The following is a 14,094-nucleotide window of genomic DNA, read 5'->3' as shown; positions in this document are numbered from 1 at the left end:
ACGATGAGCCTGAACGTTTTCTGGTTTTTACCCACCCACGGCGACGGCCACTATCTTGGCAGCGCACAGGGCGCTCGCAGCGTCGATCACGGTTACTTGCAACAAATCGCCCAAGCGGCGGACCGGCTGGGATTCGGCGGCGTGCTGATCCCCACCGGTCGCTCTTGCGAAGACTCCTGGCTGGTGGCCGCCTCGCTGATTCCGGTCACCCAGCGGCTGAAATTTTTTGGTCGCGCTGCGGCCGGGTATCATCTCCCCTACGCTGGCGGCGCGTCAGGCGGCGACGCTGGATCGCCTGTCCAACGGGCGCGCCCTGTTCAATCTGGTCACCGGCGGCGATCCGGAAGAGCTGGCGGCGGAGGGGTTGCATCTCAGTCATGAAGAGCGTTACGAGGCCTCGACCGAGTTCACTCATATCTGGCGCCGGGTGCTGGAAGGTGAAACCGTCGATTTCCACGGCAAGCATATTCAGGTGAAAGGCGCCAAACTGCTGTTCCCGCCGGTGCAGCAACCGCGCCCGCCGCTCTATTTCGGCGGATCCTCCGCCGCCGCGCAGGATCTGGCCGCCGAGCAGGTAGAAATGTACCTCACCTGGGGAGAGCCACCGGCACAGGTCAAAGAGAAGATCGAAGAGGTGCGCGCCAAAGCGGCGGCGAAGGGCCGGCAGGTACGCTTCGGCATCCGTCTGCACGTCATCGTGCGGGAAACCACCGAAGAAGCCTGGCGCGCCGCCGATCGGCTGATCGCTCACCTCGATGAGGAAACCATCGCCAACGCGCAGCAGGCCTTTGCCCGCTTCGACTCCGTCGGCCAACGGCGCATGGCGGCGCTGCACGGCGGCAAGAAGGATAATCTGGAGATCAGCCCGAACCTGTGGGCCGGCATCGGCCTGGTGCGCGGCGGCGCCGGCACCGCGCTGGTGGGCGATGGCCCGACGGTCGCGGCGCGCATGCAGGAATACGCCGATCTGGGCATCGACACCTTTATTCTCTCCGGCTATCCGCATCTGGAAGAGGCCTACCGCGTCGGCGAACTGCTGTTTCCGCACCTCGATCTGGCGCAGGAGGAAACACCCGCGCGCCTTCAACCGGTGCGCCCGCAGGGCGAAGTAGTGGCCAACATCTATGTTCCGCAAAAAGTGTCGCAGAGCTGAGGAGCGCCCCGATGGCAAAGAACGCGCAACGCATCCTGTACCGGCTGGCCCCTTGGGCGCTGCCGCTGGCGCTGGTGATCATCTGGCAAGTCGCCGTCGAAACCGGCTGGCTGTCCAACCGCATTTTGCCGGCGCCGAGTGCGGTGCTGGCCGCCTTCTGGCGCCTGAGCCAAAGCGGCGAACTGTGGCAGCACCTGAGCATCAGCAGCCAGCGTGCGTTGTTAGGCTTCGCCATCGGCGGCAGCATCGGACTGATTCTCGGCTTTATTACCGGGCTGTCGCGCTGGGGTGAACGCCTGTTGGACAGTTCGGTGCAAATGATCCGCAACGTGCCGCACCTGGCGCTAATCCCACTGGTGATCCTGTGGTTCGGCATCGATGAATCCGCCAAGATCTTTCTGGTGGCGCTCGGCACGTTGTTCCCGATTTATCTCAATACCTATCACGGCATCAAAAACATCGATCGCGGCCTGCTGGAGATGGCGCGCAGCTACGGTCTGAGCGGTTTTCGCCTGTTCACGCAGGTGGTGCTGCCGGGCGCGTTGCCGTCGATTATGGTCGGCGTGCGTTTCGCCCTCGGGTTCATGTGGTTGACGCTGATCGTCGCCGAAACCATCTCGGCCAACTCCGGCATCGGTTATCTGGCGATGAACGCGCGTGAATTTCTGCAAACCGACGTGGTGGTGGTGGCGATCGTGCTGTACGCCCTGCTCGGCAAGCTGGCAGACGTGGGTGCGCAACTGCTGGAACGCGTCTGGCTGCGCTGGCATCCGGCCTATCAACTGAAACAGGGAGAAGCGCTATGACCCTTCCCGCTCGCCTTGCGCAAGGCACGCCGGTGACGCTGGAGTCCATCGGCAAACGTTACGGCAACCGCACCGTGCTGGATAACATTCAGCTACGCATCTCTGCCGGGCAGTTCGTGGCGGTGGTCGGCCGCAGCGGCTGCGGCAAGAGCACCCTGCTGCGTCTGTTGGCCGGCCTGGAACAGGCCAGCAGCGGAGCGCTGCTCAGCGGCAATGCGCCGCTTGCCGCCGCCAAAGAGGATACCCGGCTGATGTTTCAGGATGCGCGCCTGTTGCCGTGGAAAACGGTGATCGACAACGTGGGTCTGGGGCTGCGCGGCCACTGGCGCGACGCGGCGCTGCAGGCGCTGGCCGCGGTCGGTTTGGCGGATCGCGCCCGCGACTGGCCGGCGGCGCTGTCCGGCGGACAAAAGCAGCGGGTCGCCCTGGCACGCGCGTTGATCCACCGCCCCCGCCTGCTGCTGCTGGACGAACCGCTCGGGGCGCTGGATGCCCTGACGCGCATCGAGATGCAAGGGCTGATAGAATCGCTGTGGCAACAGCACGGTTTTACCGTACTGCTGGTGACGCACGACGTCAGCGAAGCCATCGCGCTGGCGGATCGGGTGATCCTGATTGAAGAGGGCCACATCGGACTGGATCTGAGCATCGATCTGCCGCGGCCACGCCGTAAGGGTTCAGCCAGGCTGGCGGAACTGGAAGCTGAAGTGCTGGAGCGGGTGTTATCGCCGCCGGTCACCGCGGCCAGCCCACGCCAGGCGGCGAATTGAACGAAAAAAGGGACGGCGCAGGCCGTCCCTTTGGGTATTCACGGTGAGAAGATTAGGCGTCGAGCGCCTTGCTGATCTTCTCGTACAGATCGCCGGACAGGTCTTCCAACCCTTTCAGCTGTTCCAACGCTTTGCGCATCAGCGCCTGGCGACCGGCGTCGTAACGCTTCAGGCGAATCAGCGGTTCGATCAGGCGCGCGGCGATCTGCGGGTTGCGCTGGTTGAGATCGCTTAGGATCTCCACCAGGAATTGATAACCGCTGCCATCCGCCGCATGGAACGCCGCCGGGTTGCCGGAAGCGAAACCGCCGATCAGCGAGCGGGTGCGGTTCGGGTTGCTCAGGCTGAACGAGCGGTGTTGCAGCAGCGCACGCACCTTGCTCAACACATCCGCCGACGGGCTGCTCCCCTGCAGCACGAACCATTTGTCCATCACCAGGCCATCCTGATGCCAGCGCTCGTCGAACGCCGCCAACAGCGCATCGCGACACGGCAACTGGGCCGCGACCGCGGCGGACAGCGCCGCCAGCGAGTCGGTCATGTTATCCGCCTGGCGATACTGTTCGCTCACCAGTTGGTCCGCCAGCGCCGCATCTTCGCCGAACGCCAGATAACCCAGGCACACATTGCGCAAGGCGCGCTTGGCGATGTCGGCGTGCTCCACGCGGTAGCCGTCGGTCTTGTTGGCGTGATACACCGCCAGCCACTCATCGGCCAACTCCCGCGCCAGGCAGCGAACGATCGCTTCGTGCACCGCGGCGATCGCTTCCGGATCGATGGTGGCGAACAGTTCAGCGATTTCGTTCTCCGACGGCAGCGTCAGGATCTGCGCCGCCAGCGCCGGATCCAGCGTCTCGTTCAGCAACACCGCACGGAACGCGTCGGCCACGTGCAGCGGCAGCGACAACGGCTGCTTCTGCTGGTGCCGCGCCACGTTCAGTTTGATGTAGGTCGCAAGCAGGCTCTGCGCCGCATCCCAACGCGCAAACTCATTGCGCGCGTGCTGCATCAGGAAGGTCAGTTGCTGATCGCTGTACGGATAATCCAGTTTCACCGGCGCAGAGAATTCACGCAGCAGCGACGGCACCGGCTTGTGCGCCACGCCGTCGAACACGAAGGTCTGCTCCGCTTCGGTGACGTTCAGCACGTTGTTGACCGGCAGGCCGCCCTTCTGCAGCGCGATGACGTTGCCTTCGCTGTCGTACAGCTCGATATCCAGCGGAATATGCAGCGGCAACTTCTCAGGCTGATCGGCGGTCGGCGGGGTTTTCTGGCTGACATGCAGGCGATATTGCTGAGTTTCCGCATCGTACTCGTCGCGCACCGTCAACAGCGGCGTGCCGGACTGGCTATACCAACGGCGGAAGCGCGACAGATCCACGTTGGACGCGTCCTCCATCGCCTGCACGAAGTCATCGCAGGTGGCGGCGCTGCCGTCGTGGCGTTCGAAATAGAGCTGCATCCCTTTCTGGAAGTTCTCTTCCCCCAGCAGGGTGTGCATCATGCGGATCACTTCAGAACCTTTCTCATACACCGTCAGGGTGTAAAAGTTGTTCATCTCGATGACTTTATCCGGACGAATGGCATGCGCCATCGGGCTGGCGTCTTCGGCGAACTGCGCGCCGCGCATCACGCGCACGTTATCGATACGGTTGACCGAACGCGAGCCCAGATCGGAACTGAACTCTTGATCGCGGAACACCGTCAGCCCCTCTTTCAGGCTGAGCTGGAACCAGTCGCGGCAGGTGACGCGGTTGCCGGTCCAGTTGTGGAAGTATTCGTGACCAATCACCGCTTCGATGTTCAGGTAATCTTTGTCGGTGGCGGTTTCCGCCTTCGCCAACACGTATTTGGAGTTAAAGATATTTAACCCTTTGTTCTCCATCGCGCCCATATTGAAGAAATCGACCGCCACGATCATATAAATGTCGAGATCGTATTCCAGACCGAAGCGGGTCTCGTCCCACTTCATCGAGTTTTTCAACGAGGTCATCGCCCAGTCGGCGCGATCCAGGTTGCCGCGATCGACAAACAGCTCCAGCGCGACCTTACGGCCGGAACGGGTGGTGAAGCTGTCGCGCAGCACGTCGAAGTCCCCCGCCACCAATGCGAACAGGTAGCAAGGTTTCGGGAACGGATCCTGCCATTGCACCCAGTGGCGACCATCGGCCAATTCACCCTGGCCAATACGGTTGCCGTTCGACAGCAGGAACGGATAGCGCGCCTTGTCGGCCACGATGCGGGTGGTAAAGCGCGCCAGCACGTCCGGGCGATCCTGGTAATAGGTAATATGATGGAAGCCTTCGGCTTCGCATTGCGTGCACAGCGCATCGCCGGACAGATACAGCCCTTCCAGCGCGGTGTTTTTCGCCGGGTGAATATCGTTGACGATGGTCAGAGTGAATTGTGCCGGCAACGCTTCGACGATCAGCTGGTTATCCTGCTGACGATAGGCGCTCCACGGTTGACCGTCGACCTGAATGCTCACCAGCGTCAGATCCTCGCCATCCAGCACCAGCGGTGCGCCGACCGCGCCCTGACGTTTGATTTTACTGACGGCGGTCACGCGCGTGGTTTCCGCGTCCAGACTGAAGTCCAAATCGATGTCGGTCGTGGTGTAATCGGGCGCGCGATAATCGTGGCGATATTTTGCCTGTGGCTGTTGTGTCATAAAAACCCTTAAACGTCTCAGTGAGTTATAGGTGCCAGGCCGCTCTTCTCCTCCGCGCCGTCGCTGGGGATTTCCCCTGCGGCGCTCGGCGAACCTGATTGTGAATAAACTGTATCACAGCTGGCTGAAAAGCCCAGATCCGCCGGGCAAGCGCGATAAAGAAATCAGAGGCAAATCATAGTTCACCCACCAGATGGCAGCGCGGGTGACCAATGGCTAAATAAAAATCAGCATTTAATGCTAAAAAACCGCCTTCGCGGCGCTCCGGCATTGTTGAGGCGGCACAGGCGGCATGATGGTATAATTGCCGAATCAGGCTCAGGGATGACTCGCACTATGAAAATCAAATACGCTATCTATTTTTTCACCCTGTGCCTGATGACCTCCTTCTCGCTGTTCATCGTCGAGGAACTGCTCGAAGCCCATACCGAGTACCGCGATAACCAGCTCAACCTGTATAAGATCGATCGCGCCAAAGAAATCTCCGAGGCCTTTCAGGCTTCGCTGCAGGCTCACCGTCTCAAACGCTTGAGCCTGATCGATCCGCAAATCACTCGCGCGCAGTGTCTGGCCGCCGATCGGGTGGCGCGTGAGAAAATCGCCCGGATCCGCGAGCATCTGAATGACACGGTCGCCAGGGAGCTGGGTGTGCGGCAAAAAATCGCCGCGCTGTCGATGATCGGCCTGATGGAACAGTTGCTGGATAACGACAACCTGCAGCTTTCGCAGGTCAACAACGCCAACGCCAACCTGTTCAACATCAACAGCGCCTACTACATCTCGCAAACCAGCAAGAGCTATTACCGCTACACCTACGATACCCGAATGGTGGATACCGACTCCTTTATGTTTCTCGAGGCCATTCGCCTCAACAACCGGCTGAATATGTCACTGACGGAGTTAAGCGATCAGATTATCGACGTCAACGTCAGCCCGCTCGATCGCAAAGACGCCTATCTGAAGTCCATTCAGTTGACCGGCGTCCTGAACGCGCTGAGCACCCGGTTGATCTTCATGAAGCTCAACTACGACGACGTGCAAACCACCAGCATCGTCAATCAGTTGCTCACCCAGGTGTCTACCGAACGCCTCAAGCAGATTACCGATGGGCTATACACCGCCATCAATACCCAAAAGCCTTATCCCGCCGCGCTGATCTCACGCTATGTCGACGAGTTGAGCGGGCTTTCTCAGACGCTGTATCAACGCAGTTTCGAGCTGGAAACCGTCGCTTCGCGTCACAAGATTTATGACAGCCAGACCACCATTTACGGCATGATCGCGCTCGCCGGTCTGGGGGTGCTGCTGTTCATTTTGCCGGCGCTGGTGTTCTGCACCAACATCAACCGCTGGTTGACCAAAACCCACAACAATATCGTGCGGCTGTCGCGCGGCGAGATGAATATCGATCGCAATGACGCCTTCTACAGCCGGGAACTGATCGCCATCAGCGACGCCATTCAACAGCTCAGACAATATCAGTTGGACAAGGTCTCGCTGGAAAGCGAGAAACAGCTGCTGATTAAAGAGCTTGAGGCCTCTTCCTTCCTCGATCCGCTCACCAACATTTATAACCGCCGTAAATTCTTCCTCGAATGCCAGCTATTGGGCGACGGTAGCTACCCGCAGGCCTTTTGCCTGATCGATATCGACAACTTCAAACAGCTCAACGACAGCTACGGCCACGATGTCGGTGACCGGGCGCTGGTGGAATTCGGCCATCTGTTGCAACGCGCGTTTCGCGCCAGCGACATCTTCTGCCGCTACGGTGGTGAAGAGTTCGCGGTGCTGCTGGGCAACTGTTCGTTGGACAACGCGCGGGACATCATGGAGCAATTGCGCGCCCGCACCCATCGCCTGACGCTGAATCTGGCCGACGGGCGGCAAGTGCGTTTCACCACCAGCTGCGGCATTGCGCCGGTCAACGCGTTCACTGCGCTGCAGGCGGCGATCAAACAGGCGGACGAAGCGCTTTATTTTTGCAAAAAGAACGGCAAGGATCGGGTCAGCGTGCACACCCAGGCCGGGTTTATCTGATTTGTTGTTTAAAATAATTAACATTATAATTTTTATGACTAATTAGGCTAAGTCATTCACCTTACAGGCATATCTGGCTTTTTTCCCCCGCCGCCGTCGCCAGCCCGCCATAAAGGCACGTTTAATCCTCGACCCGCTTCGGTGATTTATGGTGTGATGCAGCTTCAATAACAGGATAATCCGGGTATACTCCACCCCCACTTTTATGATTATCCGGATTTGGACACGCGCCTGACGAGGATGCTGTAACGCGCTATGACTCAATACGCTTCCCCGATTTTGACATCACTGCTTGATACCGATGCTTACAAGCTTCATATGCAGCAAGCAGTGTTCCATCGCTATCCCGCGATCAGCGTGGCGGCGGAATTCCGCTGCCGCGGCGACGAACTGCTGGGCGAATATGCCGACGAGATCCGCGCGCAGGTCGCCCTGATGAGCCAGCTGACGCTGACCGACGCCGAATTCGCTTACCTTTCGGGCCTGCCCTTCTTCCGTCAAGATTACCTGAGCTGGCTGCGCACGTTCCGATACGATCCGCAGCAGGTGACCATCGACAACCGCGACGGCAAGCTGCAAATCCGCATCGCCGGGCCGTGGCGTGAAGTGATCATGTGGGAAGTGCCGCTGCTGGCGGTGATCAGCGAAGTGGTGCACCGCCGGCGTTCTCCGCTGGCGACGCCGGAACAGGCGGTAGCCCACCTGCAAACCAAGTTGGCGCAGTTCAAGACGCTGGCGGGCGATTTGGATCTTTCACGCTTCAAGCTGATGGACTTCGGCACCCGTCGCCGTTTCTCCCAGGGCGTACAACAGGCCATCGTCAGCACCTTGCAGGCCGAATTCCCGTACCTGTCGGGCACCAGCAATTACGATCTGGCGCATCAGCTCGGCCTGGCGCCGGTCGGCACGCAGGCGCATGAATGGTTCCAGGCGCATCAGCAGATAAGCCCGGTGCTGGCCAACAGCCAGCGCGCCGCATTGCAGGCCTGGCTGGATGAATACCCGGATCAGCTTGGCATCGCGCTCACCGACTGCATTACCATGGATGCTTTCCTGCGCGACTTCGGCCCGCAGTTCGCCGAGCGTTATCAGGGGCTGCGCCACGATTCGGGCGATCCCGTCGAGTGGGGTGAGAAAGCCATTGCCCACTATCAGAAACTGGGCATCGACCCGATGAGCAAAACGCTGGTGTTCTCGGACAACCTGGATCTGGAAAAAGCGCTGGCGCTCTATCGCCACTTCTATCAGCGCATCAATCTCAGCTTCGGTATCGGCACGCGCCTGACCTGTGATATTCCGGGCGTTAAACCGTTGAATATCGTGATCAAGCTGGTCGAATGCAAAGGCAAACCGGTGGCTAAGCTCTCCGACAGCCCCGGCAAGACCATCTGCCAGGACCAGGCATTCGTGCGGGCCTTGCGCAAGGCCTTCGATCTGCCGCTGGTGAAGAAAGCCAGTTGAACCTTCTCTATTATATAGAGAGAAAGAAAGCCGGCCCGATTTACGCGCCGGCTTTTTTGTTTTTATCCCGAACGCCCTCTTTTCAGTCAGCCGCGATAAATGTTGCGCCAATCCGATGATTTCTGCTTGTGCTCTGCACCGCGGCAAGTAACATAGCCATTACCCCCATATTCTTGGGTTGTAAGCTATTTCTAAACCAAATTATTAAAGAGAGAAATCTATGAGCGTAGTGCCTGTAGTCGACGTACTGCAAGGTCGTGCTGCGGTTGACAGTGAAGTCACCGTACGCGGCTGGGTACGTACCCGGAGAGATTCAAAAGCTGGTATCTCCTTCCTGGCCGTCTATGACGGTTCCTGCTTTGATCCGTTACAGGCCGTCGTTAATAATTCTCTGCCGAATTATCAGGATGAAGTGCTGCATCTGACCACCGGTTGTTCGGTTGAAGTCACCGGCAAAGTCGTCGCTTCACCGGGCGAAGGCCAGAGCTTCGAACTGCAGGCTACCGCGATCAACGTGGTCGGCTGGGTCGACGATCCGGACACTTACCCGATGGCGGCCAAGCGCCACAGCATCGAATACCTGCGCGAAGTGGCTCACCTGCGCCCGCGCACCAACCTGATCGGCGCCGTGGCGCGCGTACGTCATACCCTGGCGCAGGCGATCCACCGCTTCTTCCATGAAAATGGGTATTTCTGGGTCTCTACTCCGCTGATCACCGCCTCCGATACCGAAGGCGCCGGCGAGATGTTCCGCGTGTCCACGCTGGATCTGGAAAACCTGCCGCGCACCGACAAAGGCACCGTCGATTTCAGCGAAGACTTCTTCGGTAAGGAAGCCTTCCTCACCGTTTCCGGCCAGCTGAACGGCGAAACCTACGCTTGCGCGCTGTCGAAGGTTTACACCTTCGGCCCAACCTTCCGCGCCGAAAACTCCAACACTAGCCGCCACCTGGCGGAGTTCTGGATGATCGAACCGGAAGTGGCCTTCGCTACGCTGGACGACGTCGCCGGCCTGGCCGAAAGCATGCTGAAGTATGTGTTCCAGGCGGTGCTGGATGAACGTGCCGACGATCTGAAATTCTTCGCCGAGCGCGTGGATAAAGACGCTATCGCTCGTCTGGAGCGCTTCGTGTCTTCCGATTTCGCCCAGGTGGACTACACCGACGCCATTGAGATCCTGCTGGCTTCGGGCCAAACCTTCGAAAACCCGGTTTCCTGGGGCATCGATCTCTCTTCCGAGCATGAACGTTACCTGGCGGAGAAACACTTCCAGGCGCCGGTGGTGGTGAAAAACTACCCGAAAGACATCAAAGCGTTCTACATGCGCATGAACGAAGACGGCAAGACCGTCGCGGCCATGGACGTGCTGGCGCCGGGCATCGGCGAAATCATCGGCGGCTCGCAGCGTGAAGAACGCCTCGACGTGCTCGATCAGCGTCTGGAAGAGATGGGGCTGAATAAAGAAGACTACTGGTGGTATCGCGATCTGCGCCGGTACGGCACCGTGCCGCATTCCGGTTTCGGCCTGGGCTTTGAACGTTTAATCGCCTATGTCACCGGCGTGCAAAACGTGCGCGATGTGATTCCATTCCCGCGCACGCCGCGTAACGCAAGCTTCTAATTTATACGATCACACGTTTTTTAAACGATTTCGTTACAAAACAAAGGCCAGCATCGCTGGCCTTTCGCATTTTTTAATATTGACGCACGTCACAAAGTTCCCGAAAAATTACATTTGGTTACACATACTTTCCTTTTGCAACCTGATTGGGACATTGGTATCATTTTCGTCCTAGATTAACCCGCCTGTGAATGGAACACTGCGTTCAGACACAGGACGACACCAATCTATCAACAATAGTTCCCAAAGAATTATTGGCGGCAGTGGCAAAGGTGTCCGAATAACACCAATGAGGGTAATAATGATGAAGCGCAACATTCTTGCAGTGGTAATCCCGGCTCTGTTGGCTGCTGGTGCAGCAAACGCAGCTGAAATCTACAACAAAGACGGCAACAAGCTGGATCTGTACGGCAAAGTTGACGGTCTGCACTACTTCTCCAAAGACAAAGGTAATGACGGCGATCAGACCTATGTTCGTTTCGGCTTCAAAGGTGAAACCCAGATTACTGACCAACTGACCGGTTACGGCCAGTGGGAATACAACGTTCAGTCCAACCACGCCGAATCTCAGGGCACCGAAGGCACCAAAACCCGTCTGGGCTTCGCCGGTCTGAAATTCGCTGACTACGGCTCCTTCGACTACGGCCGTAACTACGGCGTACTGTACGACGTGGAAGGCTGGACCGATATGCTGCCAGAGTTCGGTGGCGATACTTACACCTACTCCGACAACTTCATGACCGGCCGTACCAACGGCGTTGCGACCTATCGTAACAACAACTTCTTCGGTCTGGTTGACGGTCTGAACTTCGCCGTTCAGTACCAGGGTAAAAACCAGAACGACAGCCGTGCTCTGAAAAAACAGAACGGCGACGGCTGGGGCCTCTCCTCTACTTATGACATCGGCGAAGGCGTAAGCTTCGGCGCTGCCTATGCGTCCTCCAACCGTACCGACGATCAGAAGCTTAACGCTACCGCTAAAGGCGACAAAGCTGACGCATGGACCGTGGGCGCGAAATACGACGCCAACAACGTCTACCTGGCGGCGATGTATGCAGAAACTCGCAACATGACCCCATACGGCGAGTCTGACTTGACTATCGCTAACAAAACTCAGAACTTCGAAGTGACCGCTCAGTACCAGTTCGACTTCGGTCTGCGCCCAGAAGTGTCTTACCTGCAGTCTAAAGGCAAGGATCTGGCTGGCCGCACCGCGAACGGCGCTCGCTTCAACGGCGGCGACGCTGACCTGGTTAAATATGTTTCTGTTGGTACCACTTACTACTTCAACAAAAACATGTCCACCTACGTTGATTACAAAATCAACCTGCTGGATGACAACGACTTCACCAAAGCTAACGGCATCGCAACTGACGATATCGTAGGCGTTGGTCTGGTATACCAGTTCTAAGTTGTCTCGCTTATCGGCGGTTCACCGTCGGCTAAGTTAAAAAAAACAGGGCTTCGGCCCTGTTTTTGTTTGTATCAGCCGGTAACTTTTTATCCTGCCGATTCCCCCTTCCCCATCATTTTTTCTGTCGAATCCTTCACGTTCATAAGATCGCGGTGTTTTTATCGCAAACGGTTGGCAAAGCCGATAACTGGCGCTACCCTGATGCTTCTGTCTGCTTAACTCCGAGATTTGGAAGCACCTGACATGTTTGAAAAAATCACCGCCGCACCCGCCGACCCGATCCTGGGCCTGACCGACATTTTCCGCGCCGACGCCCGCCCGAATAAAATCAATTTAGGCATTGGCGTTTATAAAGACGAAACCGGTAAAACTCCGGTGCTGACCAGCGTAAAGAAAGCTGAACAGTATCTGTTGGAAAATGAGACCACCAAAAACTATCTCGGCATTGAGGGCATCCCGGCGTTCGCCAGCTGCACGCAAGAACTGCTGTTCGGTAAAGAGAGCCCGATCGTCGCCGATCGCCGCGCGCGCACCGCACAGACGCCTGGCGGCACCGGCGGCCTGCGCGTGGCGGCAGACTTTATCGCCAACCAGACCAGCGCCAAACGCATCTGGATCAGCAACCCAAGCTGGCCGAACCACAAGAACGTCTTTAGCGCCGTGGGCCTGGAAGTGCTGGAATACGCCTACTATGACGCCGCCAACCACGCGTTGGATTTTGACGGCCTGCTGAACAGCCTGAAACAGGCGCAGGCCGGCGATGTCGTGCTGTTCCACGGCTGCTGCCATAACCCGACCGGTATCGATCCAACGCCGGAACAGTGGGCGCAGCTGGCTGAACTTTCCGTCGCCAACGGGTGGTTGCCGCTGTTCGACTTCGCTTATCAGGGCTTCGCCAACGGCCTGGAAGAAGATGCGCAGGGCCTGCGTATTTTCGCCGCCAAACATAAAGAACTGATCGTCGCCAGTTCCTATTCGAAAAACTTCGGTCTGTACAATGAGCGCGTCGGCGCTTGCACTATTGTAGCCGCCGATGCCGAAACCGCCGATCGCGCCTTCAGCCAGGTGAAAGCGGCCATTCGCGCCAACTACTCCAACCCGCCGTCACACGGCGCCGCCGTTGTCGCCACCATTCTGGGTAACGATGCGCTGCGCGCGATGTGGGAACAAGAGCTGACCGATATGCGCCAACGCATTCACCGCATGCGTCAGCTGTTTGTGAACACCCTGCAGGAGAAAGGCGCGCAGCAGGACTTCAGCTTCATCATCCAGCAGAACGGCATGTTCTCGTTCAGCGGCCTGACCAAAGAGCAGGTGCTGCGTCTGCGTGAAGAGTTTGGCGTTTACGCTGTGAACTCGGGCCGGGTGAACGTGGCGGGCATGACGCCGGACAATATGGCGCCGCTGTGTGAAGCCATCGTCGCCGTGCTCTAAGCGCGTCGGCGAAAGCCACCAGTTTGAAGGGGCGCACTATGCGCCCCTTAATTATTTCTGCCGGGAAATGATCGTTACCACACCGCTGGCTCTTCGCGCAGGAACGGGTTGGTCTGGCGCTCGTGACCGAAGGTCGACATTGGACCGTGGCCGGGAATAAAGCGCATGTCGTCGCCTAACGGCAACAGCTTGGTGCGAATAGAGGCGATCAGCGCCTGATGGTCACCGCGCGGGAAGTCGCTGCGCCCCACGCCGCCGTTAAACAGCACGTCACCCACCAGCGCCAAACGTGCCTGCTCATTGATAAAGACGATGTGGCCCGGTGTGTGCCCAGGACAATGCAACACCTTGAGCTTCATCTCGCCCACCTGCATCTCATCGCCTTCCGACAACCAACGGGTCGGGGTCAGCGGCGCACACTCTTCCAGCCCGAACATCCGGCTCTGCGCCGGCAAACCATCCAGCCAAAAAGCGTCCTCTTTATCCGGGCCGTAAATCGGCACCTGATAATGTTCCGCCAGCTCCGCCGCCGCGCCGACGTGATCCAAATGGCCGTGCGTCAGCAAAATCTGCGTGATTGTCACACCCTGCTTCGCCACTTCCGCTTTGATTTTTTCCGCTTCGCCGCCGGGATCGACCAACGCCGCCTGCTGCGTGTTTTCACACCAGATCAGGCTGCAATTCTGGCTAAAAGCGGTAACGGGAATAAGATGGTATTTCATAAGGC

General features: G+C 58.3%; 9 protein-coding genes and 1 pseudogene. 8 read left to right on the top strand and 2 right to left on the bottom strand.

What is annotated here, in order from left to right; all coding sequences use genetic code 11:
- Positions 1 to 3: 3 nt before the first annotated feature.
- The 3 genes and pseudogenes from ssuD (at position 4) to ssuB (ending at position 2,729) form a co-directional block, all read left to right on the top strand.
- Positions 4 to 1,153 (top strand): annotated as a pseudogene (gene ssuD, locus SERRSCBI_RS08355) (FMNH2-dependent alkanesulfonate monooxygenase).
- A gap of 11 nt (positions 1,154 to 1,164) precedes the next feature.
- On the top strand, positions 1,165 to 1,959 hold the full coding sequence (gene ssuC / locus SERRSCBI_RS08350; protein WP_033642581.1) for an aliphatic sulfonate ABC transporter permease SsuC: 795 nt from the start codon (positions 1,165 to 1,167) through the stop codon (positions 1,957 to 1,959).
- A complete protein-coding gene (gene ssuB, locus SERRSCBI_RS08345) occupies positions 1,956 to 2,729 on the top strand; it encodes an aliphatic sulfonates ABC transporter ATP-binding protein (protein ID WP_042784124.1) in 774 nt (257 codons plus the stop codon). The genes ssuC and ssuB overlap by 4 nt, the downstream gene beginning before the upstream one ends.
- Positions 2,730 to 2,781: 52 nt before the next feature.
- Here the strand turns inward: ssuB and pepN are convergent, their stop codons facing one another.
- The gene (gene pepN, locus SERRSCBI_RS08340) at positions 2,782 to 5,400 is read right to left on the bottom strand and encodes an aminopeptidase N (protein WP_042784123.1); all 2,619 of its coding nucleotides are present in this window, start codon (positions 5,398 to 5,400) and stop codon (positions 2,782 to 2,784) included.
- Between the two features lie 336 nt (positions 5,401 to 5,736).
- Between pepN and SERRSCBI_RS08335 the strand changes: the two genes are divergently transcribed.
- The 5 genes from SERRSCBI_RS08335 to SERRSCBI_RS08315 all read left to right on the top strand — a co-directional run bounded on the left by SERRSCBI_RS08335 (position 5,737) and on the right by SERRSCBI_RS08315 (position 13,367).
- The gene (locus tag SERRSCBI_RS08335) at positions 5,737 to 7,437 is read left to right on the top strand and encodes a GGDEF domain-containing protein (RefSeq protein WP_042784121.1); all 1,701 of its coding nucleotides are present in this window, start codon (positions 5,737 to 5,739) and stop codon (positions 7,435 to 7,437) included.
- Positions 7,438 to 7,692: 255 nt separating this feature from the next.
- Positions 7,693 to 8,898, top strand: coding sequence for a nicotinate phosphoribosyltransferase (gene pncB, locus SERRSCBI_RS08330; protein ID WP_042784119.1), 1,206 nt, complete (start codon positions 7,693 to 7,695; stop codon positions 8,896 to 8,898).
- A gap of 220 nt (positions 8,899 to 9,118) precedes the next feature.
- Positions 9,119 to 10,519, top strand: a complete 1,401-nt coding sequence (gene asnS / locus SERRSCBI_RS08325) for an asparagine--tRNA ligase (RefSeq protein WP_042784118.1) — start codon at positions 9,119 to 9,121, stop codon at positions 10,517 to 10,519.
- Positions 10,520 to 10,820: 301 nt separating this feature from the next.
- Positions 10,821 to 11,930, top strand: coding sequence for a porin OmpC (gene ompC, locus SERRSCBI_RS08320; RefSeq protein ID WP_033642575.1), 1,110 nt, complete (start codon positions 10,821 to 10,823; stop codon positions 11,928 to 11,930).
- A 246-nt stretch (positions 11,931 to 12,176) separates the two neighbouring features.
- Positions 12,177 to 13,367: an amino acid aminotransferase gene (locus SERRSCBI_RS08315; RefSeq protein WP_033642574.1), complete on the top strand. Its 1,191-nt coding sequence runs from the start codon at positions 12,177 to 12,179 to the stop codon at positions 13,365 to 13,367.
- Between the two features lie 74 nt (positions 13,368 to 13,441).
- Here the strand turns inward: SERRSCBI_RS08315 and SERRSCBI_RS08310 are convergent, their stop codons facing one another.
- Positions 13,442 to 14,089, bottom strand: a complete 648-nt coding sequence (locus SERRSCBI_RS08310) for an MBL fold metallo-hydrolase (RefSeq protein WP_033642573.1) — start codon at positions 14,087 to 14,089, stop codon at positions 13,442 to 13,444.
- Positions 14,090 to 14,094 lie beyond the last annotated feature (5 nt).

This window comes from Serratia sp. SCBI (genome assembly GCF_000747565.1).
In the GTDB taxonomy this organism is placed as follows: Bacteria; Pseudomonadota; Gammaproteobacteria; order Enterobacterales; family Enterobacteriaceae; genus Serratia; species Serratia ureilytica.
Note: the sequence above shows the minus strand (reverse complement) of the source record. Positions and strands in the feature narration are given on the sequence as shown.

Excerpts from the sequence above, each read along its gene's own strand:
- ssuC (WP_033642581.1), top strand. The coding sequence starts at position 1,165 with ATGGCAAAGAACGCGCAACGCATCCTGTACCGGCTGGCCCCTTGGGCG.
- ssuB (WP_042784124.1), top strand. The coding sequence starts at position 1,956 with ATGACCCTTCCCGCTCGCCTTGCGCAAGGCACGCCGGTGACGCTGGAG.
- pepN (WP_042784123.1), bottom strand. The coding sequence starts at position 5,400 with ATGACACAACAGCCACAGGCAAAATATCGCCACGATTATCGCGCGCCC.
- SERRSCBI_RS08335 (WP_042784121.1), top strand. The coding sequence starts at position 5,737 with ATGAAAATCAAATACGCTATCTATTTTTTCACCCTGTGCCTGATGACC.
- pncB (WP_042784119.1), top strand. The coding sequence starts at position 7,693 with ATGACTCAATACGCTTCCCCGATTTTGACATCACTGCTTGATACCGAT.
- asnS (WP_042784118.1), top strand. The coding sequence starts at position 9,119 with ATGAGCGTAGTGCCTGTAGTCGACGTACTGCAAGGTCGTGCTGCGGTT.
- ompC (WP_033642575.1), top strand. The coding sequence starts at position 10,821 with ATGATGAAGCGCAACATTCTTGCAGTGGTAATCCCGGCTCTGTTGGCT.
- SERRSCBI_RS08315 (WP_033642574.1), top strand. The coding sequence starts at position 12,177 with ATGTTTGAAAAAATCACCGCCGCACCCGCCGACCCGATCCTGGGCCTG.
- SERRSCBI_RS08310 (WP_033642573.1), bottom strand. The coding sequence starts at position 14,089 with ATGAAATACCATCTTATTCCCGTTACCGCTTTTAGCCAGAATTGCAGC.